20 protein-coding genes are annotated in these 25,035 nt (G+C 64.0%); 4 read left to right on the forward strand and 16 right to left on the reverse strand.

The features are described from left to right. The 12 genes from ABT24_RS05790 to ABT24_RS05845 all read right to left on the reverse strand — a co-directional run. A partial coding sequence (locus tag ABT24_RS05790; protein ID WP_286737486.1) for a spherulation-specific family 4 protein occupies positions 1 to 821 on the reverse strand: 821 nt, incomplete at its 3' end. After that, on the reverse strand, positions 814 to 1,716 hold the full coding sequence (locus ABT24_RS05795) for a DMT family transporter (protein WP_276729843.1): 903 nt from the start codon (positions 1,714 to 1,716) through the stop codon (positions 814 to 816). The genes ABT24_RS05790 and ABT24_RS05795, both read right to left, overlap by 8 nt. 49 nt (positions 1,717 to 1,765) lie before the next feature. Next, positions 1,766 to 3,592, reverse strand: coding sequence for a translational GTPase TypA (typA, locus tag ABT24_RS05800; protein WP_156052744.1), 1,827 nt, complete (start codon positions 3,590 to 3,592; stop codon positions 1,766 to 1,768). Further along, positions 3,589 to 4,626 carry a tRNA pseudouridine(55) synthase TruB gene (gene truB / locus ABT24_RS05805; RefSeq protein ID WP_276729840.1) on the reverse strand — a complete coding sequence of 346 codons (1,038 nt, stop codon included), beginning with the start codon at positions 4,624 to 4,626 and terminating at the stop codon, positions 3,589 to 3,591. Before truB ends, typA begins: the two co-directional genes overlap by 4 nt. Positions 4,627 to 4,657: 31 nt before the next feature. Next, positions 4,658 to 5,020 (reverse strand): 30S ribosome-binding factor RbfA, encoded by a 363-nt coding sequence (gene rbfA / locus ABT24_RS05810; protein ID WP_013105626.1) that lies wholly within the window; start codon positions 5,018 to 5,020, stop codon positions 4,658 to 4,660. 21 nt (positions 5,021 to 5,041) lie between these two features. Then, complete coding sequence (gene infB / locus ABT24_RS05815; RefSeq protein ID WP_276729838.1) at positions 5,042 to 7,963, reverse strand: translation initiation factor IF-2; 2,922 nt, start codon at positions 7,961 to 7,963, stop codon at positions 5,042 to 5,044. Positions 7,964 to 8,024: 61 nt separating this feature from the next. Further along, positions 8,025 to 9,503: a transcription termination factor NusA gene (gene nusA / locus ABT24_RS05820; protein WP_013105624.1), complete on the reverse strand. Its 1,479-nt coding sequence runs from the start codon at positions 9,501 to 9,503 to the stop codon at positions 8,025 to 8,027. Continuing rightward, positions 9,500 to 10,075 (reverse strand): ribosome maturation factor RimP, encoded by a 576-nt coding sequence (rimP, locus tag ABT24_RS05825; protein ID WP_276706957.1) that lies wholly within the window; start codon positions 10,073 to 10,075, stop codon positions 9,500 to 9,502. The genes nusA and rimP overlap by 4 nt, the downstream gene beginning before the upstream one ends. A 345-nt stretch (positions 10,076 to 10,420) precedes the next feature. Further along, the gene (locus tag ABT24_RS05830; RefSeq protein ID WP_276729836.1) at positions 10,421 to 12,040 is read right to left on the reverse strand and encodes an ABC transporter ATP-binding protein; all 1,620 of its coding nucleotides are present in this window, start codon (positions 12,038 to 12,040) and stop codon (positions 10,421 to 10,423) included. After that, positions 12,037 to 13,104, reverse strand: coding sequence for an ABC transporter permease (locus ABT24_RS05835; protein WP_276729835.1), 1,068 nt, complete (start codon positions 13,102 to 13,104; stop codon positions 12,037 to 12,039). Before ABT24_RS05835 ends, ABT24_RS05830 begins: the two co-directional genes overlap by 4 nt. Then, positions 13,101 to 14,159 carry a microcin C ABC transporter permease YejB gene (locus tag ABT24_RS05840; protein ID WP_276729833.1) on the reverse strand — a complete coding sequence of 353 codons (1,059 nt, stop codon included), beginning with the start codon at positions 14,157 to 14,159 and terminating at the stop codon, positions 13,101 to 13,103. Before ABT24_RS05840 ends, ABT24_RS05835 begins: the two co-directional genes overlap by 4 nt. Further along, on the reverse strand, positions 14,156 to 16,030 hold the full coding sequence (locus tag ABT24_RS05845; protein ID WP_276729829.1) for an extracellular solute-binding protein: 1,875 nt from the start codon (positions 16,028 to 16,030) through the stop codon (positions 14,156 to 14,158). Before ABT24_RS05845 ends, ABT24_RS05840 begins: the two co-directional genes overlap by 4 nt. 77 nt (positions 16,031 to 16,107) lie before the next feature. On the opposite strand from ABT24_RS05845, the gene fabI reads away from it, so the two are divergent. Together fabI and ABT24_RS05855 are read left to right on the forward strand one after the other, a co-directional pair. Further along, entirely contained in the window at positions 16,108 to 16,917 is an 810-nt protein-coding gene (gene fabI / locus ABT24_RS05850) for an enoyl-ACP reductase FabI (RefSeq protein WP_276729826.1), read from the forward strand. A 32-nt stretch (positions 16,918 to 16,949) separates the two neighbouring features. Continuing rightward, positions 16,950 to 17,867: a hypothetical protein gene (locus tag ABT24_RS05855; protein ID WP_276729823.1), complete on the forward strand. Its 918-nt coding sequence runs from the start codon at positions 16,950 to 16,952 to the stop codon at positions 17,865 to 17,867. Between the two features lie 5 nt (positions 17,868 to 17,872). Here ABT24_RS05855 and ABT24_RS05860 read toward each other — a convergent pair whose 3' ends face one another. After that, a complete protein-coding gene (locus ABT24_RS05860) occupies positions 17,873 to 18,892 on the reverse strand; it encodes a transporter (protein ID WP_276729821.1) in 1,020 nt (339 codons plus the stop codon). 117 nt (positions 18,893 to 19,009) lie between these two features. Between ABT24_RS05860 and ABT24_RS05865 the strand changes: the two genes are divergently transcribed. Next, entirely contained in the window at positions 19,010 to 20,638 is a 1,629-nt protein-coding gene (locus ABT24_RS05865) for a 3-(methylthio)propionyl-CoA ligase (protein ID WP_276729819.1), read from the forward strand. Between the two features lie 15 nt (positions 20,639 to 20,653). Here the strand turns inward: ABT24_RS05865 and ABT24_RS05870 are convergent, their stop codons facing one another. The 3 genes from ABT24_RS05870 to thiE form a co-directional block, all read right to left on the reverse strand. Continuing rightward, entirely contained in the window at positions 20,654 to 21,184 is a 531-nt protein-coding gene (locus tag ABT24_RS05870; protein WP_276729817.1) for a helical membrane plugin domain-containing protein, read from the reverse strand. A gap of 22 nt (positions 21,185 to 21,206) precedes the next feature. Beyond that, positions 21,207 to 22,499 carry an NAD(P)/FAD-dependent oxidoreductase gene (locus ABT24_RS05875; protein ID WP_276706987.1) on the reverse strand — a complete coding sequence of 431 codons (1,293 nt, stop codon included), beginning with the start codon at positions 22,497 to 22,499 and terminating at the stop codon, positions 21,207 to 21,209. Between the two features lie 256 nt (positions 22,500 to 22,755). Beyond that, positions 22,756 to 24,270, reverse strand: a complete 1,515-nt coding sequence (gene thiE / locus ABT24_RS05880; protein WP_276729815.1) for a thiamine phosphate synthase — start codon at positions 24,268 to 24,270, stop codon at positions 22,756 to 22,758. Positions 24,271 to 24,408: 138 nt separating this feature from the next. On the opposite strand from thiE, the gene ABT24_RS05885 reads away from it, so the two are divergent. After that, positions 24,409 to 24,993 carry a hypothetical protein gene (locus ABT24_RS05885; RefSeq protein WP_286737497.1) on the forward strand — a complete coding sequence of 195 codons (585 nt, stop codon included), beginning with the start codon at positions 24,409 to 24,411 and terminating at the stop codon, positions 24,991 to 24,993. Positions 24,994 to 25,035: the final 42 nt, after the last annotated feature.

Consider the following 25,035-nt stretch of genomic DNA (forward strand, 5'->3'; position numbering starts at 1 on the left):
TGATCGGTCAGATAAACATAACCGACGCCCTGCTGGTACAGACTGGAAAGCGCAGCAGCCTGAGTCTGCGTCAGATTGCTGATACCCAGCGCCAGATAGGCGAATTTCGCCGACGGGTAAGAAGCGAGGCTCGCCGGCGCGGCGGGTAGATTCAGGTCTGCGCTTTCGTGCATCACCGTGATGTCGGCCGTCTGGGCGATGGACAGGTCGGGATAGGTGCCGGGATTGATGGCGACCAGCACGGCCTGACCACTACCCGGCTGAATGTCCTTGCGCACCGTGGCAGCGGCGGCCGCGTAATAACTCGCCAGGCTGCCCTTATTGGAAACCTCGTCAAAAAAAACGCCGTCCACGCCATAACACTGGGCGTAGGTCTGCACATCCTGCTGCACCAGCGAGAGCGCGCGCGAGCCGTAACTGGTGTGAACGTAGCCCAGTACTTTCACCCCAGCGGCGTGAAGCTGACCGATGCCCTGCGTGAAAGCGCTGAGCGTGGCCGAGGGCGGAGTGGTGCATGCGACCGGCCCGTTTTGCGGGTTGATGATGGCGACCGTGGGCACCGCTGCCGCATTAGCGGCCACCTCCGTCCAGGCGGGATTTTCGGACGTCGTGTAAGTCGCGCCGCTGCCGCTGGACACCAGCGGATAGCCGTAGAGCGGTACCAGCACACCCATCGGCGTGGTGCGCTTCAAGGCAACAGGTGTGGCGCCCGTGGTCGCACTATCAGCAGAGGCGCTGGTGCCGCCCCCGCCGCCGCAGCCTGACAACAACAAAGCCGTCAGGCCGATCCACAGGCCTGCGTGGCGCAAATTTTTAAGCATAAATTTGCTCTCCCCGTTTGATCTGCCGCCATCCCAGTAATTCGTTGCCTACTAGTGCGAACATGATCAGTCCACCGCCCATCAAAGTTCCGAAGCTGGGTTGTTCACCTGCGCCGATCCAGGCCCAGAGAATGCCGAACACAATCTCCAGCAGACCGAGCAAACCGACCTCTGCCGGGGCCAGACGCTGAGCCGCCCAGACAGCGAGCAAACCCGGCACAGCGAGCTGAAACACGCCCAAGAACGCCAGCCAGAGCAGATCGTGCAGGTCCACGCTCACAGGCCAGGCCGGAAACGCCACGGCAAGCACCGAGAACAGCGCACCCAACATCACGGCCGCCTGCATCGGCACAGCGGCCCCGGCCCGTCTCAGACTGACCCAGTTGGCCGCCGCGCTGAACGGCACGGCCAGCGCGACGAGCATACCGAGCAACTGTGTCGATCCGTTGAGGTGATGCAGGTTTTGCCAGACGATCCATCCCATACCCGTCAGGGCAAGCACGATGGCCAGCCAGGTCCGCGCGGGCAAGGCGTGGCGCAGCACCAGCCAACCCAGCAAGGCGGCGATGAGGGGACTGAGACTTTCGGCGATCAGGGTTTGCGCCACCGTGGTCAGGGTGAGCGCCACCATGAAGGCGGTGAACATCACCCCCCAGAACCCGGCTGACAGCCACAACAGCGGCGAAGCATGCCGCACGTCGCGCGCCAGACCGCGTGGCCCTTGGCGCCAGAGCAGCCAGGCCAACACGCCCAGCGCCGCGAAGCTGCTGCGCCAGAAGACCAGATCAAGCCCGTTCTGGTGATGCAGATGCCGGGTGATCACCCCCGCCACGCTCCACATCAGCGTGGCGCCCACCATGGCGAGCACGGCGCGGAGGTGAGGTTTGGCCACCATCTGCCGCGCGGGGTGTAGAGCGGGATTCGGGGCGGGATTCAGAGCAGACTCAGGCCGAGCGACCGGCGCGCTTGCGCTCTTGTTCGGTCAGATAGCGTTTACGCAGACGCACGCTCTTGGGGGTGATTTCGACCAGTTCGTCGTCTTCGATGAACTCGACGCCATATTCCAGATTCAGGTCGATAGGCGGCGTGACCTTGATCGCATCTTCCTTGCCGGACACGCGGAAGTTGGTCAGCTGTTTGGTCCGGGTGGCGTTGACCACCAGATCGTTGTCGCGGCTGTGTATGCCCACGATCATGCCTTCGTAAACCGGATCACCCGCCTTGACGAACATGCGGCCGCGGTCATCGAGCTTGCCCAGGGCGTAGGTGAAGATTTCGCCATCGTCCATGGAGATGAGCACGCCGTTCTTGCGTCCGGCGATCTCGCCCTTGTGCGGCTCGTAGCCGTCGAAAATATTGGAGATCAGGCCCGAGCCACGGGTCAGGTTGAGGAATTCATTGGTGAAACCGATCAGGCCACGCGCCGGAATACGGTATTCGAGGCGCACGCGGCCGCGGCCGTCCGGCTCCATATTGACCAGCTCGCCCTTGCGCTCGCCAAGCGCCTGCATCACGCCGCCCTGGTGCTGCTCTTCGATGTCAGCGGTCACCAACTCGATCGGCTCATGGCGCACGCCGTCCACGTCCTTGAACACTACACGCGGCTTGGACACCGCCAGCTCATAGCCTTCGCGGCGCATGTTTTCCAGCAGAATCGTCAAGTGCAGTTCGCCGCGGCCCGAGACTTCGAAAATGCCGTCTTCGTCGGTCTCCTTCACCCGCAGCGCCACATTGCTCTGCAATTCTTTTTGCAGCCGATCCCAGATCTGGCGGCTGGTGACGTACTTGCCTTCTCGGCCGGCCAGAGGGCTGGTGTTGACGCAGAAGTTCATGGTCAGCGTCGGTTCGTCCACCTTGAGCATGGGTAGCGGCGCCGGGTTGAGCGGATCCGTGACGGTCACGCCAATGCCGATGTCGGCAATGCCGTTGATCAGCACGATGTCGCCCGGGCCCGCCTCGGTCACCTGCACGCGGTCGAGTCCCTGGAAGGTCAGCACCTGATTGACACGGCCCTTGAACGAGTTGCCGTCCACCCCTTCCATCACCAGCACGTCCATGCCGGGTTTAATCGTGCCGGCATTGATGCGGCCCACGCCGATGCGGCCGACGAAGCTGTTGTAGTCCAGCGCCGAAATCTGCAGTTGAAGCGGCGCTGCCGCGTCGCCGCTATGCGGCGGCACATGCTTGAGAATGGTGTTGAACAGAGCCGACATGTCCGGGCCCCATTGCTGGCCCGGTTCGCCTTCTTCCAGCGAAGTCCAACCGTTGATGCCCGAGGCATAGACCACGGGAAAGTCGAGCTGCTCATCGGTGGCGCCCAGTTTGTCGAACAGGTCGAAGGCAGCGTTGACCACGGCGTCCGGCTTGGCGCCCGGCTTGTCCACCTTGTTGACCACCACAATGGGCCTGAGCCCCAGGGCCAGCGCTTTTTTGGTGACGAAGCGCGTCTGCGGCATCGGGCCTTCCTGGGCATCGATCAGCAGCACCACGCCATCGACCATGCTCAGCGCGCGCTCGACTTCACCGCCGAAGTCGGCGTGGCCCGGGGTGTCGACGATGTTGATGTGCGTGCCTTCCCAGCTCACCGCGCAGTTCTTCGCCAGAATGGTGATGCCGCGCTCGCGTTCGATGGCGTTGTTATCCATCACCGTGTCCACGACTTTTTCGTGTTCGGCGAAGGTGCCCGACTGGCGCAGCAGCTGGTCGACCATGGTGGTCTTGCCATGGTCGACGTGGGCGATGATGGCGATATTGCGGATGGATTTGCTCATGGTGTTGCGTCCTGATGGAGAGATTCGGGGAGAGATTCGGTTCGGGGTTGTGAAATGGGAGGCGGTATCGCAAAAGTTCTGGCAGGTGCGAGTTCGTCGGAGCAAAGCAGGCGGCGCGGCGTTAACACAACCGACTCCGCGCCTTGCTCCCAGGCGCCGATGCCCAGCAGCACGGCGTCCTGGCCCGCCGCTAGCGGTCCGTAAACCCGTACGTCTTCGCCCGGCACTGCAGGCTCATCCGGCGCCAAACCACTCAGACGAGCACCGTGCAAAAACCGCTGGGCCAAGGCAAGGTCGAGATTCTGGCGCGGCGAAGATTGCAGCAGCACGTCGGTCGGCAGCAGCCTGCTGCGCAGATCGGCAGGGGCCAGCGCTTCGGCCTCGTCGAGCGTCAACGCCTGTTCCTGCGAAAAACCGCCGCTTGCCGTGCGCGTCAGTGCCGCCAGATGCGCGCCACAGCCTAGCGCCTCACCGATGTCACGCGCCAGCGCGCGAATGTATGTGCCCTTGCCGCAATGCACGGTCAGCGCCAGTTGGTCGTTTTGCAGCGACAACACGTCCATCGAGTGAATTTGCACCGTGCGGGCCGCCACCTCGACGGTCTCGCCCGCCCGGGCATAGGCGTAAAGCGGCTTTCCGTCGCGCTTGAGCGCGCTATACACCGGCGGCGTCTGGCTGATGGCGCCGATGAACCGCGGCAGAACGGCATCGACCTGCGACCGGCTCACCTCTACGGCACGGCGTTCGACGATTTCGCCTTCGGCGTCATCGGTCGTCGTGCGCACGCCCAGTTGCAGTACAGCCACATAGCGTTTGTCGGCTTCGAGGTGACGCTGGGCGAACTTGGTCGCGGCGCCGAAGCAAAGCATCAACAGACCGTCGGCCAGAGGATCGAGCGTGCCGCCATGCCCGGCCTTCGCGGCGCGCAGCCTGCGGCGCACGCGAAACAAAGCCTGCTGCGAGGTCAACCCGCGGGGCTTGTTCAGTAGGAGCACGCCGTTGACCGCCTCCCAAGGCGTTTTTTGGACATTCATGGTGGTCAAAACCCGGGCGCGGCACGCCGGGTCAATCGTCTTTGGCCTGTTGCGCCAAGGCCTGGCGGATCAGCCCGTCCATCTCCGCCGCCTTCTCGGTGGTCGGATCGAACAGAAAGTGCAGCGTAGGCACGGTGTGGATCTGCAGGCGCTTGAACAGCAGGCTATGCAGATACCCGGCTTTGTCGCTCAAGATCTGGCGCGCAGTGTCTGGCTCGGCGCCGATCACGCTGAAGTAAACCTTGGCATGGGCGTAGTCGGGCGTGAGCTGCACATCGGTGAGCGTCACCAGCCCGAGCTGCGGGTTGCGCAGCTCGCGCTGAATCAGTTCGGCCAGATCGCGCTGGATCTGGTCAGCGATACGCTGGGTGCGGTTGGGCGTTGCGCGCTTCATCTCAGTCTGGCTGCTGGCCCATTACAGGGTGCGCGCCACGTCCTTGATCTCGAAGACTTCGAGCTGATCACCCTCTTCGATGTCCTGGTAGTTCTTCAACGACAGGCCGCACTCGAAGCCTTCCTTGACTTCGCGCGCATCGTCCTTGAAGCGCTTGAGCGAATCGAGCTCGCCGGTGTGAATGACCACGTTGTTGCGCAACACGCGCACCTGCGCGGAGCGGCGCACCAGACCCGACAACACCATACAGCCGGCCACCGCGCCCACCTTCGGGATGCGGAACACCTGGCGAATTTCGACCAGACCCAGAGTCTCTTCCTTCTTGTCCGGCGTGAGCATGCCTGACATGGCCGCCTTGATCTCGTCGACCGCCTCGTAAATGATGTTGTAGTAGCGGATGTCGATGCCGTTGTTCTCGGCCAGTTTGCGCGCTCCAGCATCGGCGCGGGTGTTGAAGCCGATGATCACCGCATTCGAGGCGATAGCCAGATTGACGTCGCTCTCGGAAATGCCGCCGACCGCCGCATGCACCACTTGCACCTTGATTTCGGAGGTGGAGAGCTTGGTGAGCGCATGGATGAGCGCTTCTTGCGAACCCTGCACGTCGGCCTTGATGATGAGCGGCAGGTTTTGCGCGCCTTCGTTCAATTGCTCGAACATGTTTTCGAGCTTGGCGGCCTGCTGGCGGGCTAGCTTGACATCGCGGTACTTGCCCTGGCGGAACAGCGCAATTTCGCGCGCCTTGCGCTCATCGAGCAGCACCATGATTTCTTCACCGGCGCTGGGCACTTCGGTCAAACCTTGAATTTCCACCGGGATGGACGGCCCAGCCTCGGTCACCGGCTTGCCCAACTCGTCGAGCATGGCGCGCACGCGGCCGAATGCGGCCCCGGCGAGCACCACGTCCCCGCGCTTGAGCGTGCCCGACTGCACCAGGATGGTGGCCACAGGACCACGGCCTTTGTCGAGGCGCGATTCGATCACCAGCCCTTTGGCTGGGGCGTCAATCGGGGCCTTGAGCTCCAGCACTTCGGCCTGAAGCAGAATCTGTTCAAGCAGGCTATCTATGCCTTCGCCGGTCTTGGCAGACACGGGCACGAAGGGCGAGTCGCCGCCGTATTCCTCGGGCACCACGCTCTCGGCAATCAGTTCCTGGCGGACGCGATCAGGGTTGGCCCCCGGCTTGTCGATTTTGTTGAGCGCCACCACCAAGGGCACGCCTGCCGCCTTGGCGTGGGCAATCGCTTCCTTGGTCTGCGGCATTACGCCGTCGTCTGCGGCCACCACAAGAATGACGATATCGGTCGCTTTCGCACCACGCGCCCGCATGGCCGTGAAGGCTTCGTGACCCGGGGTGTCGAGGAAGGTGATGATGCCGCGCGGCGTTTGGACGTGATAGGCGCCGATGTGCTGCGTAATGCCGCCAGCCTCGCCTGCCGCCACTTTGGCACGGCGGATGTAGTCGAGCAGCGAAGTCTTGCCGTGGTCGACGTGACCCATGACCGTGACCACCGGCGCTCGCGGAAATTGTTCCGCGTCGGCCATCGCGCCTTCGCCGTCTTCCGTCAGGAAGTTTTCGGGATCGTCGAGCTTGGCGGCAACGGCGGTATGACCGAGTTCCTCGACCACGATCATCGCGGTTTCCTGATCGAGCACCTGGTTGATGGTCACCATCTGTCCCAGCTTCATCAGGCTCTTGATGACCTCGGCGGCCTTCACCGACATCTTGTGCGCCAATTCGGCCACGGTAATGGTCTCGGGCACATGCACTTCGCGCACGATCATCTCGGCAGGCGCTGCCTGCACATGCTGCTCACCGCCCCGATCATTGCGTCCGCCGCGACGCCCACCCGTCGTTTTCGGGCCGCGCCAGCCACCCGGCGCTCCGGTGGGATTGCCGCGGGGTTTGATCGACGCACCGCGCTTTTTCGCAGCGTCGTCCGCCCAGGAGGACGACAGCTTTTCCGACTTGACCTGCTTGTCGTCCTTCTTCGTCGCAGTGCCCGGCGCGGCCGTGGCACTGGCCCCGGCCGTCTTCGCTGCACCCGCCGCCGGTTTGTGGATCGTGCCCTTGATGCTGCCGCTGACGGGAGCTGCCTCGGCCGTCTTGACCGCAGGTTTCTCGGCGCGCATCACCGTGCGCGGGCGGGCCATCATGTCGCGAATGGCGGCGGCTTCCGCCTCGGCAGCCTTGCGGCGCTTTTCGATCTGCGCCAGTTTGGCGGTTTCTTCGGCGTCCTGCTTCTTCTGCGCCGCGGCGCGCTCGGCAGCAGCGGCCTGCGAACTCGCCAAAGCCGAGGCAGCCGCCTCGCTCGCTTGCGACGGTTCCTTGTCTTGCTTGTCTTGTATTTGCGCGGTCGGCTCGGCCGTCACGGTCGCGGGCTGTTGCGACTTGGCTGCAGCCTCGCGGGCCGCCTGAGCCTCGCGCTCGGCCTGCTCGCGGGCTTGCTGCTCCTGGCGCTCTAGGGCAGCCCGACGTTCCTGCTCGGCTGCGCGCTGCGCAGCCAACTCTTCGGCCTGGCGCGCCAGCAAATCGGCCTGACGCTGCGCCTCGGCCTCGCGGCGTTGGAGTTCGGCATCATCCACCACCGGCTCGTTCGACTCGGGTGCAGCCGACGCCTCGGCAACCGGTGCGGATTCGTCGCGCTTGACGAACACGCGCTTTTTGCGCACTTCCACGTGAATGGTGCGCGCCTTGCCCGTGGCGTCCGCCTGCTTGATCTCGCTGGTCTGCTTGCGGGTCAGGGTGATTTTTTTGCGCTCGCCGCCAGCTGCACCGCCATGCGCCGCGCGCAAGTGCTCGAGCAGGCGGGCCTTGTCGGCCTCACTGATGACGTCGTCTGCCGCGCGCGCTCCGACTCCCGCCTGTTGCAGTTGCTCCTGCAAAAGGTTCAAGGGTTTGCCAAGTTCTGCAGCGAGTTGTGAGACGGTATGACTGGCCATTGATGGTGTGTCCTAGTACGGCTTGAAACGTGTGAAGTGCGGGCGACAGGTTCGGAGGGGTTCAGGCGTCGAACCAGTGCGCGCGCGCCTTCAGAATGAGGTCGGCGGCCCGGGCCTCGTCGGTGCGGAGAATGCCGGTGAGCTCGTCGGTCGCCAGATCGCCCAGATCGTCAAGGGTGAGCACACCGGCTTCGGCCAGCAGGGCCAGCTCGTCTGCGCTCAGGCCATCGAGCGCCTTAAGCGCCGGATCGACTTCATCGAGCTTCTGCTCGCGCGCGATTTCCTGCGTGAGCAAGGCATTGCGGGCGCGTTCACGCAGTTCATTGACCGTGTCTTCATCGAAGGCCTCGATCTCCAGCATTTCGTTGATCGGCACGTAGGCCAGTTCTTCGAGGCTGGTGAACCCCTCGGCAATGAGAATGTCCGCCACTTCCTGATCGACGTCGAGTTTTTCGACGAACAGGCTGCGCATTTTCTGCGTTTCCTGGGTGTTGCGGGCGTCGGACTCTTCGGCGCTGAGAATATTGATCTTCCACCCCGTCAACTCGGAGGCCAGCCGCACGTTCTGCCCGGTGCGGCCGATGGCCAGCGCCAGATTTTCCTCGTCCACAGCCACATCCATGGCGTGCTTTTCTTCGTCCACCACGATGGACGAAACATTCGCCGGCGCCAGCGCGCCGATGACGAACTGCGCCGGATCTTCCGACCAGAGCACGATATCGACCCGTTCGCCGCCGAGTTCGTTGGTCACCGCGGTCACGCGCGAGCCGCGAATACCCACGCAGGTGCCGATGGGATCGACACGGCGGTCGTGCGACACCACCGCAATTTTGGCGCGAACTCCCGGCTCACGGGCGCAAGACTTGATTTCCATCAGGCCCTGCTCGATCTCGGGCACTTCCAGGCGGAACAACTCGATCATGAATTCAGGCGCAGTGCGCGAAATTTCGATCTGCGGGCCGCGGGCGGTACGGTCGATCTTGGTAATCACCGCGCGCACCCGGTCACCCACCCGCAGGTTTTCCTTCGGGATCAGATCGCTTCGGCGCAGTCGCGCATCGACCTTGCCCGATTCGATGATGAGGTCGCCCTTGTCGAGACGCTTGACCGAGCCGTTGAAAATCTTGTCGTTGCGGGCCAGGAAATCATTGAGGATCTGCTCGCGCTCGGCGTCACGGATTTTCTGCAGAATGACCTGTTTGGCCGCCTGCGCGCCGATTCGGCCGAAGGCGATGCTCTCGATCGGTTCCTCGATGTAGTCGCCCACTTCGATATCGGGAATCTGTTCCCGCGCTTCGAACAGCAGAATTTCGCTGTCGGGCAACTGCAGCCCGGCTTCGTCCGGCACCACATGCCAGCGACGGAAGCTTTCGTATTCGCCGGTGTTGCGGTCGATCTGCACGCGCACATCCGCCTCGCCTTCGTACAGACGCTTGGTTGCGGAGGCCAGTGCGGCCTCGACGGCGCCGAAGACGACATCGCGATCGACATTCTTTTCACGCGCCAGGGCGTCCACCAACATCAAAATCTCGCGACTCATTTTCGACTACTCCCAAAATCGACAACAGGCACCAGGCGCACATCGCGCACCTCGGCCAGACTGAAATTCATGACGGACAACACGTCCTGCTCTTCTGCCTTGGGAGCGACAGGTGCTCCGACAGCTTTCGGCTTTTTGTTCGCGGCGCCGGGTTTGCCTTTGCCTTTGCCTTTTGCGCCCACCTCAGGCGGCGACAAGGCGACGGAAAAACGCCCCGGCTCGTCGTCTTGCGAGCGCTCGAGCAAAACGCCGCGGTACTTCTTGCGACCCTGAAACGGCACGCGAAGAACGACGTCGATCTCCAACCCGGCAAATCGCACAAAATCTTCTGCCTTGCGCAGAGGACGGTCCAAGCCGGGAGACGACACCTCCAGACGACCGTAGTCCACGTTTTCCACTTCAAACACATACTGCAACTGACGGGTCACCCGCTCGCAGTCTTCCACCGTCACCGGGGCGCCGTCGGCATGATCGATGGTCACGCGCAGCAAGCCGCGCGGAAGGTGTTCCACCTCCACGAGTTCCAGTCCAAGACTGGTGACTGCCGTATCGATTGCCTGTGCTGCACTCATGCGTTTGCCAATATTTCGTTCATCACCTGACCGCAAATCTCGTCAATCGCCCGCCGCGCAAGCAAAAAAAAAGGGCGATGACGTCGCCCAGTTTTTGCTCACTGCTGTGGTCGGGCCCGCACACTGCGCTCTCCCGCTGTTCTGCCACTGCCAAGCGACTGCTCTTTGACTACTTTTTCTTTGAAAACTGCGCTCTGAACTGCGCCCTCTATGCCCCATCAGATAAAGTCTGACAAAGCCTGAGTCTGAAATTCTCGGAAATTTTCTTGCGGTCAACAAAAAAGTGGATTATAGAGAGGAAGGAACTTTTTGGCAATAACGCGCCTCGGCTGCGCACACTTTGCGCTATCCGTCGCGCACTTCTTCCCCCAGATCGGATGCTGCGAGCAAGGCCTGGGTGTAGGGCTGGCGTGGCGCACGCAGCACGGCGTCTGTCGGCCCTTGTTCGACCACCTTTCCCTGGTGCAGCACCAGCACACGGTGCGACAGCGCGCCAATGACCGACAAATCGTGGCTGATGAGCACATAGGCCAGTCCAAGCCTTTGCTGCAGTGCAGCGAGGAGGTCGAGCACCTGCTGCTGCACGGTGACGTCGAGCGCGCTGGTCGGCTCGTCGAGGATGAGCACCTTGGGCTCCAGAATCAGGGCCCGCGCGATCGCGATGCGCTGGCGTTGCCCACCTGAAAATGCGTGCGGATAGCGTTGCATTTCGGCCGGTGAAAGCGGCAAGCCGACTTCCGCCAGAATCTGCTGGGCGCGCTCGCGACGTTGCACGGCACTCCACTCAGGGCGATGAATTTCCAGACCCTCTTCGACGATCTGCGCCACGGTGCGCCGTGGCGACAGGCTGGAAAACGGGTCCTGGAACACGATTTGCGCCTGCGCGCGCAAGGGGCGCAGCGCAGCAGCGGACAACCGGGCCGGATCGCGTCCCAGCAGACTCACCTCCCCGCCCTGTCGGCGCAGCAGGCCGAGCAGTGCGAGCGCGAGGGTCGATTTGCCGCTGCCCGATTCGCCCACCACGCCCAAGGTCTGCCCTGCGAGCAATTCCAGCGAAATGTCCTGCAGCACGGTGTGCCAGTGTTTGCGCCAGAAACCGCTGTTTTGGGCGAAGCGCACACTCAGCGCCCGCGCCTGAAGCACGGTGGGCGGCGGCGCCGCTTTTTTTTCGGACTCCTGCACGAGGCGGCGTGGGCGGCTGCGTAGCAGCATTTGCGTATAGGGGTGCTGCGGCGCGGCGAATACTGAGGTAACCGTTCCGGCTTCCACCACCCTGCCCTGCTGCATCACGGCCACGCGGTGCGCGTAGCGCCGCACCAGATGAAGGTCGTGGGTGATGAACAGCAAGGCCAGGCCGTACTCGGCCTGCAAGGCGTCGAGCAGATCGAGAATCTGGCGGCGCACGGTTACGTCGAGCGCGGTGGTGGGCTCGTCGGCCAGCAGCAGGCGGGGGCGGCAAGCCAGCGCCATGGCAATCATTACCCGCTGCCTCTGGCCGCCGGAGAGCTGATGCGGATAGTCCGCCGCACGCCGCGCGGGCTGGTCGATGCCCATCTGCCCCAGCAACTCCACGGCCCGCGCCCAAGCCGCGCGACGCGACAGCGCCTCGTGCAGCTCCAGCACCTCGGCAATCTGCCGCCCGACCGGATGCAGCGGGTTGAGCGCGGTCATCGGCTCCTGAAAGATCATGGCGATGTCTTTGCCGCGCAGACCGCGCATCTGGCGCTCGCTCAGTGTGGAGAGTTCGCGCCCGTCGAACATCACACTGCCGGTTTGTTGCGCCCCGTCCAGCAGCCGCAGCAAGGCCAGCGCCGAAACGGTCTTGCCCGAGCCGGATTCGCCGACGAGCGCGACTTTTTCGCCCGCGGCGATGTCGAGATCGACGCCATGCACCACGGTTTGGGCGCCAAAACGCACCTGCAGATCGCGTACTTTGAGCAAAGGGATTGAAGGCATGTCGCTCATCCCCGGCCCGCGCCGGTGTGCCGGGGGTCCAGGGCGTCGCGCAGCGCCTCACCGATGAAGGTCAGCAGCAGCAGGATGCTCACCAGCGCGCCGAAAGCTGCCGCTGAAATCCACCAGGCATCCAGGTTGGCCTTGCCCTGCGCCAACAATTCGCCCAGACTGGGCGTGGGCGGCGGAACGCCCAGACCGAGAAAGTCCAGACTGGTGAGCGCCAGCAGCGCCCCACTCATGCGAAACGGCAGAAAGGTGACCACCGGCGTCAGGCTGTTGGGCAGGATGTGCCGCCACATGATGCGCGCGTGCGACAGCCCCAGCGCCTGCGCGGCACGCACATAGTCCATCTGCCGGTTGCGCAAAAACTCGGCGCGCACATAGTCGGCCAGCCCCATCCAACCGAACAGCGACAGCAGCACCAGCAGCAAGGCCAGGCCGGGAGCGAACACCGCCGAAAAAATGATCAGCAGATACAGCTCAGGCATCGATCCCCAGACCTCCATCAGCCGCTGTACCGACAGATCGATGCGCCCGCCGAAATAGCCCTGCACGGCGCCGATGAGCAGGCCCAGCAGCGTGCCCGTGACCGTCAGCGCCAGCGCGAACAGCACCGACAGCCGGAAGCCGTAGATCAGCCGCGCCAACACGTCACGCCCGCGATCGTCGGTGCCCAGCCAATGCCGCGCCGAGGGCGAAGAGGGAAAAGGCCGCTGCGCGAAGTAGTCGATGGTGGTGGCGCTGTAGGGAATGGGGGGATAGAGCGCGAAATTTCCGGGGGCCGACAGCTTGGCGCGAATGTAGGGGTCGAGATAGTCGGTCGGCGTGTGAAAGTCGCCGCCAAACGTGGTTTCGGGATAGCTGTGCAGCAGCGGCAGATAAAACCGTCCGTCATAGCGCACCAGAAGCGGTTTGTCGTTGCTGATCACGGGCGCGAGCAGACTCAGTCCGAACAGCAGCAGAAACAGCCACAGGCTCCAGCGCCCCAGGCGATGCGCCTTGAACCGCGCCCATCCCTGCGTGAGAAAGGGATGGCGCGCGGGCTGCGTCTGCGCCAACGCGGCGGCGCTCACCGCAGCGCTCCGAACTGGATGCGCGGATCGACCCAGACATAGCTCAGGTCGGCAATCAGTTTGGTGAACAGTCCGATCAGGGTGAACAGGTAAAGCGAGCCCATCACCACCGGATAGTCGCGCCGCATCACGGCTTCATAAGACAGCAGTCCCAGCCCCGGCAGCGAGAACAGGGTCTCGATCAGCAGGGAGCTGGCGAAGAACGCACCGATGAACGCCGCGGGGAAGCCCGTCACCAACGGCACCAGCGCATTGCGCAGCACATGCCGCCACAGCACGGTGCGCTCGCTCAAGCCCTTGGCGCGCGCCGTCAACACATATTGCTTGCGGATTTCCTCCAGAAACGCGTTCTTGGTCAGCATGGTGATGATGGCGAAGCTGCCCGCCGTGGCCGCCAGCACCGGCAAGGTGATGTGCCACAGGTAGTCGGTGATCTTGTGCCACAGACTGAATTGCGACCAGCCGTCGGACACCAGCCCGCGCAGCGGAAACCACTGCAACCAGGTGCCGCCCGCAAACAGCACCAGCAGCAGCACGCCCAGCACGAAGCCTGGAATGGCGTAGCCCACCAGCACCGCAATGCTGGTGGACACATCGAAGCGGCTGCCATGCCGCACCGCCTTGGCGATGCCCAGCGGAATGGAAATCAGATAGGTGAGCAGAAAATTCCACAAGCCCAGCGAGATGGAGACCGGCAGCCGTTCCTTGATCAGCGTCCACACCGCTTCGTGGTGGTAATAGCTGCGGCCGAGGTCGAAATGCGCAAACTGCCACAGCATGTCGAGGTAGCGCTGCAGCGGCGGCTTGTCGAAACCGTAGAGCTGGCGCAGCTCGGCGAGTTGCTTGGGCGAGATGCCCTGCGCACCACGGTAAATGCCTTGCGCCGTGGCGGCTTCACCTGCCGCACCGTCTTCCTTGCCGCGCAGTTGCGACACCATCTGCTCCACCGGCCCGCCGGGGACGAACTGCACCACGATGAAGGTGAGGGTGAGCACGCCCAGCAGGGTGGGAATCATCAGCAGTACGCGCTTGAAAATATAGGCCCAGAGATTCATGCCGACGCTCCGGAAGCGGGTTTGGCATCAGCCCACCAGCATTGCACCGCCCAGCCTTCTGGCTGGTAGTACAGCGGCAAGGTCTTCGGCCAGGAAAATTTGTGTGCGGCAATCGCCACGCGGAAGGTGTCGCTGTACCACTGCGGCACCGAATACCAGCCGCAGACCAGCACGCGATCAAGCGCGCGGCAGGCGGTCTGCAGCGCCTGCATGGAGGAGGCCGCCACCACGCGCTCGATCAACGCATCGACGGCCGGATCGCGCAGGCCCCAGACATTGTCCGAGCCCTGCACCGAGGCAGCGCGCGAGCCGAAGCGGTCGAACAGCTCGTTGCCCGGGCTGGTACTGCCGCCGTAGCGGATGGTGGTCATGTCGAAGTCGAAAGTGTCCATGCGCTGCTGATACAGCGCGAAATCCACCAGGCGATAGTTGAGCGTGATGCCCAGCCGTTGCAGCGCCTGCGAATAAACCGAGATGATGCGCGACATCGAACCCTGGCTGTCGAGGTAATCGATCACCAATGCCTGCCCCTTGGCGTTGCGTAGCGCACCATCGCGCCAGTGCCAGCCCGCCTGCTCCAGCAGCGCGCGCGCCTTGAGCAGATTGCCGCGCAGACTGTTCGGCGGGGCCGTCGATGGCATGCTCGGCAAGGCGCCGAAGGCCTGCGGCGGCAACTTGGCGCGCAGCGGCTCCAGCAAGGCCAGTTCATCCGGCCCCGGCGCGCCATGCGCGTCGAACGGCGAATTGGCGAAATAGCCTTCGATGCGCTTGTAGGCGCCGTAGAACAGCATGCGGTTGAGCCACTGGAAGTCGAGCGCCAGCGCCAGCGCCTGACGCACCCGAACGTCCTGAAACTGCGGGCGGCGCAGGTTGACCACGAAGCCCTGGAACCCGGCCGGATTGTGATTGGGCAGCTCCAGTTTTTTCAGCGCGCCGCTGTCGAACTTCGGGCCGCGATACTGCCGCGCCCAGTTGCGGGCGATGAACTCCTGCAGCAGGTCGTACTCCCCCGCCTTGAAGGCTTCGAGCCGCGCCGTGCCGTCGAGATAAAGCTTGTAGCTCACCTCGGAAAAATTGAACTGCCCGCGACGGGTGGGCAAGTGCCAGCCCCAGTAATCGGCGCGGCGGGCGTAGGTGATGTCGCGCTGCTGCGAGGTGCGGGCGATGCGGTAGGGGCCGCTGGCGATGGGCGTGTCGATCACTTCGTTGAACGCGCGCTGGCCCGCCCACTTGGGCGAAAACACCGGCAGGCCCGCAAGCAAAATGGGCAGCTCGTGATTGCGCCGCTTGAAGGTAAAGCGCACCTGACGCTCATCCAGCGCGGCCGCGTCGGCCACGTCGGCGTAGATACTGGCGAACTGCGGCGCGGCCGCGCTGCTGACGAGGGTGTTGTAGCTGTAGGCCACGTCGTGCGCGGTCACGGTGTCGCCGTTGGAAAACCGCGCCAGCGGGTTGAGGTGAAACAGCACGGAAAGCCCGTCTGCCGCCACGGAAATATCGTCGGCCAGCAGACCGTACACGGTGTTGGGTTCGTCCCAACTGGCGGTCATCAGGGTCTCGAATACCAGGGTGTTCAGCCCCGGCGCGGCGTTGCCTTTGAGGGTGAAGGGGTTGAGCTTGTCGAAGCTGCCGCCCACGGTGGGCGGCGTGAGCACCAGGCTGCCGCCGACCGGCGCTTGCGGATTGACGTAGTCGAAATGGGTGAATCCGGGCGGATACTTCGGCTGGTCATACAGCGCGTAGGCCGGTTGTTCCGGCTGTTGTTCCCGCTGACTCGCCCACGCCGCCCCAAACGGAAACAAGCCCAGCGGCAGGCTTTGCAGCAAGCGGCGGCGGGCGGGAGATAGCGGACGGGACAGGGCGTGTGCCATGCGAGAATTCTGCATGACTTGCCACGGCTGCGTGGCAAACCCCCGCAAGACTGCATCACAACTGAAAGCGCCCCATCATGGCATTCCTTCAAGGCAAACGCATTCTCATCACCGGCCTGCTGTCCAACCGCTCCATCGCCTATGGCATCGCCCAGGCCTGCCACCGTGAGGGCGCCGAGTTGGCGTTCACCTATGTGGGCGAACGCTTCAAGCAGCGCATCACCGATTTCGCCGCCGAGTTCGGCAGCAGCCTGGTGTTCGACTGCGACGTGAGCGACGACGCCCAGATCGAGGCCACCTTCAGCGGCTTGGCCGCCCATTGGCCGCAACTCGACGGCCTGGTGCATTCCATCGGTTTCGCGCCGCGCGAGGCGATTGCCGGCGACTTCATGGACGGCCTTTCTCGTGAAGGATTCCGCATCGCCCACGACATCTCGGCCTATTCCTTCCCCGCGCTGGCCAAGGCCGCGTTGCCGCTGCTGAGCAAATCGGTGGAGACGGGCCAGATGCCTTCGCTCATCACCATGACCTATCTGGGCGCAGAGCGCGTGGTGCCCAACTACAACACCATGGGCGTGGCCAAGGCCGCACTCGAAGCCACGGTGCGCTTCATGGCCGAGTCGCTGGGCCCACGCGGCATGCGGGTGAACGGCGTGAGCGCCGGGCCGATCAAGACCCTGGCGGCCTCGGGCATTGCCGACTTCGGCAAGATGCTCAAGTTCAACGAGGCCAACGCCCCGCTGCGCCGCAATGTGGACACCCAGCAGGTCGGCAACGCCTCGGCCTTTTTGCTGTCCGATCTGGCGGCCGGCATCACCGCGGAGATTCTGCACGTCGATGCCGGCATGCACGCCGTGGTCGGCGGCATGGCCGCTCTGGGCGAGTAAGACACACGCCCGGCGTGGAAGGAGGATGGGCCATGCGGACACGAATCGTTCCCGTGCTGTGCTTTGCCGCCATCTCTGCGGCGCTCCTTCTCACCGGCTGCGGCAAACGGACTGCATCCCAGTCCATCGCCGGGGCAAGCGGCGTGCCTGACTATCTCGCGGGCGCAACCGCCTATACGCCCGCGGCATCCGCCTCTCAAGGAAACGCAGGGCCGCCCCAAGTTTCCTTGACCCCCACGGGGGGCGGGCTGGGCGCAGCCCGGCCCTGGGGGCCCTCGAAACATCAGAGCATTGCCGTGGCAGCGCATGCGTTCGCCGCCAATTCGGCAGGCACCGATCTGCCGGTGCTGTCCACCCCGCCGGTTAACACGCCGCCTCAGGGCGCGCTGGTGCTGGTACAGGTGCTCACCCAGAGCCCGGCCACGCTGCAATCGCTGCGCGACAACAAGGGCAACACCTTTCAGCCGATCAACCCGGGGCAGACTTATTCCGACCAAAAAGCGGGCACAGCCTTGTTCATCAGCGAAAACGCCCGGGGCGGCGCGGGACAGAGCTGGAGCCTGGTGAAGGCGCCGGGGCATGGTGCGGACGAAGCCAGCCTCTACGTCGTGGTCGTCGCAGGCGCCCGCCAGATCGGCGCTTGGGGCTTCAGCAACACCACGCCTTACGGCCTGCGCACCCCGCTGGAAACAACCGCGGATGACAGCATCGTGGTGTCGTTCTGGGGCCCGGCGGACTACAGCAGTTCCGCGCGCGATCCCTACAACCCTTACTTCGCCCCGGCTGGCTGGACGCTGGGCGGGCAGAACGACAACGGCTACAACCAATGCTCCGGCGCTTATGCGTGGATTCGCGTTCCCTCGGCCCACACCGTGCTCGAACCGCAATGGTCGTCGAAGAAAAGCGTCAAGGCCAATGGCTCGATGTGGCTGGTCGAAGTGACGCGCTAAAGAGGTCAGTCGTCGCCCCGACGAAACAGCAGCCACGCCAGCAGGCCGGAGGCCATGAGCACCACGGCCACCATGGTCCAGAACCCGGCCTTGTCTTCCGCGAAGGGAATGCCGCCCACGTTCATACCGAACAGGCCGGCGATCACATTCATCGGCAGCGCCACTACCGTCACCGCGGTGAGCACGAACAGGGTGCGCCCGGTGCGTTCTTCAATGCTGGCGGCGATTTCTTCCTGCAGCAGCTTGATACGCTCCTGCTGCGCCACGAGATCGCGCAGCACCACCGAGAACTCCTCGGTGGAATGCCGCAGCTCCTCCCAGTCCTGCGGCCCGAGGCTTTGCGGCGGACGGCTGAGCAGGCGGAACATGGCCGCCGGTTCAGGCGCCAGCAGGCGTTGCAGCCGCAACAGATTGCGGCGCAGCGCACCGAGTTGCACCCGGCGCCGGCCCAGGCGGCCGGCGAGCAACTGATCTTCGATGGCATCGACCTTGCTCGCGGCGCCGCGCAGAATGGCGATGAGTTCATCGGCCTGATCGCGCAATAGATGATCGACCAGCGACAGCGGCGAGGAAAACGTCTCGCCCGCCTTGACCGCGATGCGCAGGCGGTCGATGGCCCGCAGCGGCTGCATGCGCACGCTGATGACCCGTCGCCGCTCCACACTCATCCACAGGGTGGAGACCTGCAGCGATTCGCGCTGTGCGAAGTCGTACACCACATCGTTGACCACGGCCACCAGCGCCTGATCCACCACTTCCAGCCGGGTGGAACGCACCCCCTCGCGCAGGGTCTCGAAGCAATGCGCGGCATGCGGCAGGTTAGCCAGCAACCACTTTTCAGCGGTGACATTGGCCGCGTTGAAATGCAGCCAGACGAAAGACTCCCCGTCCGTCGGCGCCGCATCACCGAACCAACGCTCGACTTGGTACAGATCCAGCGCTTGGCCGCGCCCCTGTGCATCGAACAGATAGCCGCAGATCAAGCCGGATTGGCCAGGTGCAATAACAGAAACGGGTACGGTCATGGGCGGGATGGCGAGAGTGGCAGACGCAATGATCGCAAACTCCAGTGAATACCCTGTCATGCACCTCCCAGCCCGGCAGTGCAACAATTGGTAAACATCACAAAACAGGAGACCGCCATGCTGGGCTTGATGCAAAACCATCCGCTGATGATTTCCGGGCTGCTCGATTTCGCTGCGCGCTATCACGGCGACACCGAAATCGTCTCTCGCCGGGTAGAGGGCGATGTTCACCGAACCACTTATGCCCAAGTGCAGCAGCGTGCCGCCCAGTGCGCCAACGCGCTCGACGCGCTGGGGCTGACGGCGCAAGACCGCGTGGGCACCCTCGCCTGGAATGGCTACCGGCACTTCGAGCTGTATTACGGCGTATCGGGCAGCGAGCGCATTTTGCACACCCTCAACCCCCGGCTGCACCCCGAGCAGATTGCGTGGATCATCAACCACGCCGACGACCGCATGGTGTGCTTCGATCTCACCTTCGCCCCCATTGCCAAGGCCATCGCCGCGCATTGCCCTGGGGTGAAACACTGGGTGGCGCTGTGCGAAACTGGTGCCCTGCCCGCCGATCTGGCCGAGGCCATCCCAGGGGTGCTGAGCTACGACGAATTGCTCGCAGCGCAACCCACCCGCTACGCCTGGCCCGTGTTCGACGAAAACACCGCCTCCTCGCTGTGCTACACCAGCGGCACCACCGGCAACCCGAAGGGCGTGCTCTACAGCCACCGCTCCACCGTGCTGCACGCCTACGCCGCCGCCCTGCCCGATGTGATGAACCTGTCGGCGCGCGATAGCGTGTTGCCCGTGGTGCCCATGTTCCACGTCAACGCCTGGGGCATTCCCTACGCGGCGGCGCTGACCGGCGCCAAGCTGGTGTTCCCCGGCCCGGCGCTCGACGGCAAATCGCTGTTCGAACTGATGCGCGACGAGGGCGTGACCCTGGCCGCCGGCGTGCCCACCGTCTGGCTCGGACTGCTCAATTTCATGCGCGACAACAAGGTCAGAATTCCCAGCTTGCAGCGCACGGTGATCGGCGGCGCCGCGGCCGCCCCGGCCATGATCCGCGCCTTCGAAGAGGAACTCGGCATCCACGTTCTGCACGCCTGGGGCATGACCGAAATGAGCCCGCTGGGCACCTTGTGCAGCCTGAAAAACAAACACCTGGCACTGGATAAAGCATCGCAATTTTCCATTCAGGTCAAGCAGGGGCGGCCGATTTTCGGGGTGGATGTACGCGTGGTGGACGGCAACGGCGACGACCTGCCGTGGGACGGAAAATCCACCGGCAACTTGCTGGTGCGCGGGCCGTGGATTGCGAGCGACTACTACCGCAGCGAGACGCCCAGCCCCTTGCAGGACGGCTGGTTTCCCACAGGCGACGTCGTCACCATCGACGCCGACGGCTATATCCAGATCACCGACCGCACCAAGGACGTGATCAAGTCCGGCGGCGAATGGATCAGCTCCATCGAACTGGAAAACATCGCCATGGCCCACCCTGCCGTGGCCATGGCCGCCTGCATCGCCCGCCCCGACCCGAAGTGGGACGAACGGCCGCTGCTGGTCGTGGTCAAGCGCGAAGGCAGCACGCTGGAGCGCGACGAGCTGCTGAAGTTCTACGAAGGCAAGGTGGCCAAATGGATGATCCCGGACGATGTGGTCTTCGTCCCGGCCATTCCCCTAGGCGCCACCGGCAAGATTCTGAAAAACCGCCTGCGCGCTGAGTTGACCGCGTCCCCGCAAGCCTGAGGTAAGACTCGGGCTTCAATGCCCCGCAGCTCCCTTGCTGTCAGGGTCGTTGTTGTTCAGCGCGCCGGCCATGCGGGCCAGGGTTTGGATGCCGTGCTGCACTTCCTTGTCGCGCAGCATGTGCATCAGGCCGCCGAAGCCGCCGAGGTGTTTATCGTCGGAGGCTTGACTAGCCTGATCGATCACCGCGCTGATTCTGTCGGGCAGCTTGAGCATCTGCGTCATGGTGGCGTTGAGGTCGGTGTCTCGCAGCCCCTCCGCCGCGAGGATGGCGTTATCGCGCAGTTGCCGCAAAGCGCCCACTTCGTAGAGGGTGACGAGGGTGGCGAGCAGCTCGCGCACGGCGGGCAGCAGCTTGGGGTCTTGCACCAGTTCAGTGAGCGTGAGCACCGCTTCGGTCATTTCGCCGCCGAGGTTTTTCACCGCAAAACTGCCCAGTTCTTCGGCCTGCGCATAGCGGTCGGCCATACGGCCTAGCGCGGCCCATTGCGTCGGGTTGAGTGCAGGGGCGGCCGCGGTCGCCTTCGAGGTATCGGTCATGTCCATGGTGGTCTCCCGTTGCGCTGGCTCAAGCCGCCATTTTTTCGGCCATGATGCGGGCTGCGTCCAGGCCCCACGGCGGCATCTTGCCTTTGGAGCGGAAGAACAGATTTTTGTACTGCATCTTCAGCAAATAGGGAATGTGACCGAGCTTGAGCACCTGGGTGTCGCCGCCGAACCAGGAGTTGGAGCGGATGTAGAAGGCCTGGTTGTTGCCAATGTCGCCAATGCAATACACCACAGGCTGGAGCTTGCCATCGGCCTGCTCGGCCGTGAGCCGCTTCATGTCTTTGGCAATTTGCTTGCCGACGATTTCAGCCTGCTGGTGGCCAATGGCGCCGAGCTTGGGCAGCGTGGCGGCGGCGCAATCTCCCGCAGCAAAGACCGTGGGATATTTTGGGTTGCGCATCAGCAAGTCGGTGATGATGAAGCCCTCGCTGTCGCTGATCGGCAAGCCTTTGAGGAAGGCGTGCGGCGTCCAGTCGGGGAAAATGATTTTCAACTCAGCCTCGACCGACTGACCGTTGGCGAATTCCACGCCCTCCTTGGTCAGCCGCTTGATGTCCTTCGTCTTGTTCATGTAGTGAAAACCCATGCCGCTGGCGATGTCGAGCAACTGACCGACCACTTTTTCGCCAGCGTCTTCGGCGATCAACGCCGCGGGGGTGAACACGGTGATCTTGTCCGGCCCGCCCTTGCCGTTTTGTCCTAGCCAGGTGGCGCAGGCCAGCATGGTTTCGACCGGCGGGCCTTCGCACGCGGCCTCGGCTGCAGGAATGCTGCCGCCGGGATACGGCTCCAGTCCCTTGGCGCCATCGCCCTGGGTGAAGCGCGCCGAGCCTATGGCGATCGGCCCGCCCTTGTAGTCGTGCATCAGATACTGGCGCAGAGCCTCGCCGTAGGTGTTGTCGGTGACGGTGTGGCCGAACTGCGCGAAGCCCTCGATCTTGTCGAACGCCAGCCGATTGCCCAAAGCCACCACCAGATAGTCGTAGGTCGTGGAGGTGGGCGCTGCGCCGGGGCGCTCACTGGGCACATAGTCCACGCGCTTGGCATCCACATCGAGGGCAGTGACTTCGCCCTGGATGAAGCGCGCGCCGATGTCGTGCAGCGGCTCCAGGATGTCCATGGTCATGGTGAGCTGCGGGTTGCGGTTCTCGAATACCTCTGCCGGAATATTGGGGACGTACAACAGGTAGGGTTTGCGGTCGATGACCGTGATGTCCACACTGTCGCCCGCGTATTTGCGGATTTCCTGCGCACTGCCCAGGCCCGCGAAATTGCCGCCCAGAATCAAGACCCGTGGTTTTGCTGCACTCATGGCGTTCTCCTCAAGTGAGTTGTGGATCCGGGGAAAGAGAGCCCAACCCCGGTGGCCGAATTCACCACACCAAGACACCTGTGCGACAACCGACCCTGCACAAACCATAGTCCAGCGAGTATGTCAATTCAAACCAAACATCTCGTTTATTGCATCCATTTACGCCCGCGACGACCTTTCACAGAACAGCGGTAACCAAACGCCGCATTTCAGCAAGACTTCATTTTTGCAGCGTCAACTCTTAAAACTTTGCGCTTCAAACCATCGCCTGCGCCACGGCTTCGTCAGCGCAGGCCGGCCAGATGTGCAGGGCCTCGCGCACGGCCAGGCGTGGGTTGACCGCCTGCGTCACCGCGCTGACCACCGCCGCGCCGGATACCCCGGTGGCCCGCACCGCCGACATTTGCCCCAGGCTGATGCCGCCGATGGCCACCACCGGGTAGCGCGGGGACAACCACTGCCGCCACTGAGTCAGGCGCTCCAGGCCCAGCGGGCGATAGGGCATGGCCTTGAGCGTGGTGGGAAAAACCGGGCCGAGCGCAATATAGGAAGGCCGAAGCGCATGCGCACGGGCGATCTCGGCCGGGGTATGAGTGCTCAGACCCAGTCGCAGCCCGGCCGTGTGGATGGCGGGCAGGTCGGCGGTATGCACATCGTCCTGCCCGAGGTGCACGCCATAGGCGCCCGCCTCGATGGCTTCGCGCCAGTGGTCGTTGATGAACAACTGCGTGCCCGGCACCTCTCGCGCCGCCTGCACAGCTTCGCGAATCTGCATGCGCAATTCGGCGCCCTCGATTTCCTTGATACGCAGCTGGATGGTGCACACGCCCCACTCCAGCAGACGCAGCACCCAGTCCGCATCGGGCACGACGGGATAAAACCCGATCTGCCCGGAGAGCCGCGCGAAATCGGGCGGCGCCTCTTCAGACTGCCCCGGCAACGGCAGCCAGGGCAGATCGTCGCTGTCAGCCCGCGCGTCGGTTCGGGTGTTCGGCCGACCCGGTCCGGCCGCAATGGCCTGATCGATGCCGGCATGCGCTCGCAACTGCGCCTCGGCAGCGGCGTCGAGCACGCTCCAGCCCTCGGCCAGTCGCGCGGCGCACACACTGGCATGAACGCTGCCTGAACCATGCGCACTGCGCGGCAGGCGGCGGCTGACGAGCGGCAGCACCGTGCTGCTGGTGATGTACCAATCTGTGTTGTGCGCCCCCCAGGCATTGCCGCCTTTCACCACCACGGCGCGATGCGGCGCCCCCACCTCCAGCCAACGGCTGCGAATCGCGTTGATCCATGCGGCCGGGGCAGGCCCCATCTCCCAGGCAGGCAGATCGAGCAAGGCGCTGGCCTCCGCACGGTTGGCGGTGATGAGGTCGGCCCGTTGTGCCAGACGCATGGCCAGACCGCCACCGTGCGCTCGGGCCCAGGGCTGAGAGCCGTCCGCCGAAGCCAGTTGCGGGTCCCACACCACCGGGCACTGCCGCGCTTCGACGAACTGCGCCACCTCCTCGGCCACCGCGGCATGGCTGATCATGCCGATTTTCACTGCGGCGGGCTCGCCATCGGCCAGCAAGGTGCGCAGGCTGTTGCGCAGCAAGGCCACATCCGCAGCCTGCACGCCCTGCACGCCGTAGGAGTTCTGCGCAGTCAGCGCCGTGGTGATGCTCGTCCCGCGCCAGCCCAGCGCAGCCCAGGTGGCGAGATCGGCCGCCTGGCCCGAGCCCCCCGTGGGATCGTGAGCGTCAATGGTGAGAAGATAGGCAGTCGTCGTCATATTGGAGTTTTCTCGGTTGTTTACCGCAGTGTAGGCAAGCTGCGCTACGGCTCAAGTCTTGTAAGCTGAGCACACCTATTTCAGTTCGATGGCAAGACCCACTTGTCAACTTTCCCTGATCGTCTCCGTTGGTATCCCATGAAACCAAATCTCGCATTCCCCGCCCTCCTCCTGAGCGCCTGCGTCTGGGCTTTGCCTGCGCACGCTGATGGCCCTCCGGTGAGCATTCAGTTCAGCATCGGCACGCCGCCTCCGCAACCGGTCTATGTGGCGCCGCAGCCGGTGTATGCGCCGCCGCCCGTAGTCGTCGCGGCGCCGCCCACCATGATTTGGCTCCCCGAATTCAGCGGCTATGTCGCGCTGGGGGTATCGCAGCCTTTGTTCTACCTTGGCGGCGTCTATTACTACAACAGCGGTGGACGTTGGTACACCGGCCCGCACTACGGCGGCCCGTGGCATCCCGCCGCACGCATTCCGCCCGGCCTGCGCCAATTCCATGATCGCGACTGGCAGCGGGCCCAAGACCGCGCTTATCGCCACGACCGCGATCCGCAATGGAAGCGTTTCCGCGCCGAGTCGCCCCGCCCCGGTTATCGCCCCGAGGGCGGCCCCCCGGGACAACGCCCAGACCACGGACGCGGCCCGGACCGGCATGACCGGGAACAGCACGGATACGGGCCTGACCATGGGCCAGGCAACGGTCACGGACGCGACAATCACTGAAAGCCGCGAGCGGCAAGGCTGCCATCGCGGCCCTCGGATCAG

This window comes from Thiomonas sp. SCN 64-16, from assembly GCF_001725585.1.
Classification (GTDB): Bacteria; Pseudomonadota; Gammaproteobacteria; order Burkholderiales; family Burkholderiaceae_C; genus Thiomonas; species Thiomonas arsenitoxydans.

Bases quoted from the DNA above. Each gene is read 5' to 3' on its own strand.
- ABT24_RS05855 (WP_276729823.1), top strand. From the start codon at position 16,950: ATGCGGACACGAATCGTTCCCGTGCTGTGCTTTGCCGCCATCTCTGCG.
- typA (WP_156052744.1), bottom strand. From the start codon at position 3,592: ATGAGCAAATCCATCCGCAATATCGCCATCATCGCCCACGTCGACCAT.
- rbfA (WP_013105626.1), bottom strand. From the start codon at position 5,020: ATGAAGCGCGCAACGCCCAACCGCACCCAGCGTATCGCTGACCAGATC.
- thiE (WP_276729815.1), bottom strand. From the start codon at position 24,270: ATGACGACGACTGCCTATCTTCTCACCATTGACGCTCACGATCCCACG.
- ABT24_RS05795 (WP_276729843.1), bottom strand. From the start codon at position 1,716: ATGGTGGCCAAACCTCACCTCCGCGCCGTGCTCGCCATGGTGGGCGCC.
- ABT24_RS05860 (WP_276729821.1), bottom strand. From the start codon at position 18,892: ATGACCGTACCCGTTTCTGTTATTGCACCTGGCCAATCCGGCTTGATC.
- ABT24_RS05885 (WP_286737497.1), top strand. From the start codon at position 24,409: ATGAAACCAAATCTCGCATTCCCCGCCCTCCTCCTGAGCGCCTGCGTC.
- fabI (WP_276729826.1), top strand. From the start codon at position 16,108: ATGGCATTCCTTCAAGGCAAACGCATTCTCATCACCGGCCTGCTGTCC.
- ABT24_RS05875 (WP_276706987.1), bottom strand. From the start codon at position 22,499: ATGAGTGCAGCAAAACCACGGGTCTTGATTCTGGGCGGCAATTTCGCG.
- ABT24_RS05845 (WP_276729829.1), bottom strand. From the start codon at position 16,030: ATGGCACACGCCCTGTCCCGTCCGCTATCTCCCGCCCGCCGCCGCTTG.
- ABT24_RS05830 (WP_276729836.1), bottom strand. From the start codon at position 12,040: ATGAGCGACATGCCTTCAATCCCTTTGCTCAAAGTACGCGATCTGCAG.
- ABT24_RS05840 (WP_276729833.1), bottom strand. From the start codon at position 14,159: ATGAATCTCTGGGCCTATATTTTCAAGCGCGTACTGCTGATGATTCCC.
- ABT24_RS05865 (WP_276729819.1), top strand. From the start codon at position 19,010: ATGCTGGGCTTGATGCAAAACCATCCGCTGATGATTTCCGGGCTGCTC.
- ABT24_RS05870 (WP_276729817.1), bottom strand. From the start codon at position 21,184: ATGGACATGACCGATACCTCGAAGGCGACCGCGGCCGCCCCTGCACTC.
- rimP (WP_276706957.1), bottom strand. From the start codon at position 10,075: ATGAGTGCAGCACAGGCAATCGATACGGCAGTCACCAGTCTTGGACTG.
- truB (WP_276729840.1), bottom strand. From the start codon at position 4,626: ATGAATGTCCAAAAAACGCCTTGGGAGGCGGTCAACGGCGTGCTCCTA.
- nusA (WP_013105624.1), bottom strand. From the start codon at position 9,503: ATGAGTCGCGAGATTTTGATGTTGGTGGACGCCCTGGCGCGTGAAAAG.
- infB (WP_276729838.1), bottom strand. From the start codon at position 7,963: ATGGCCAGTCATACCGTCTCACAACTCGCTGCAGAACTTGGCAAACCC.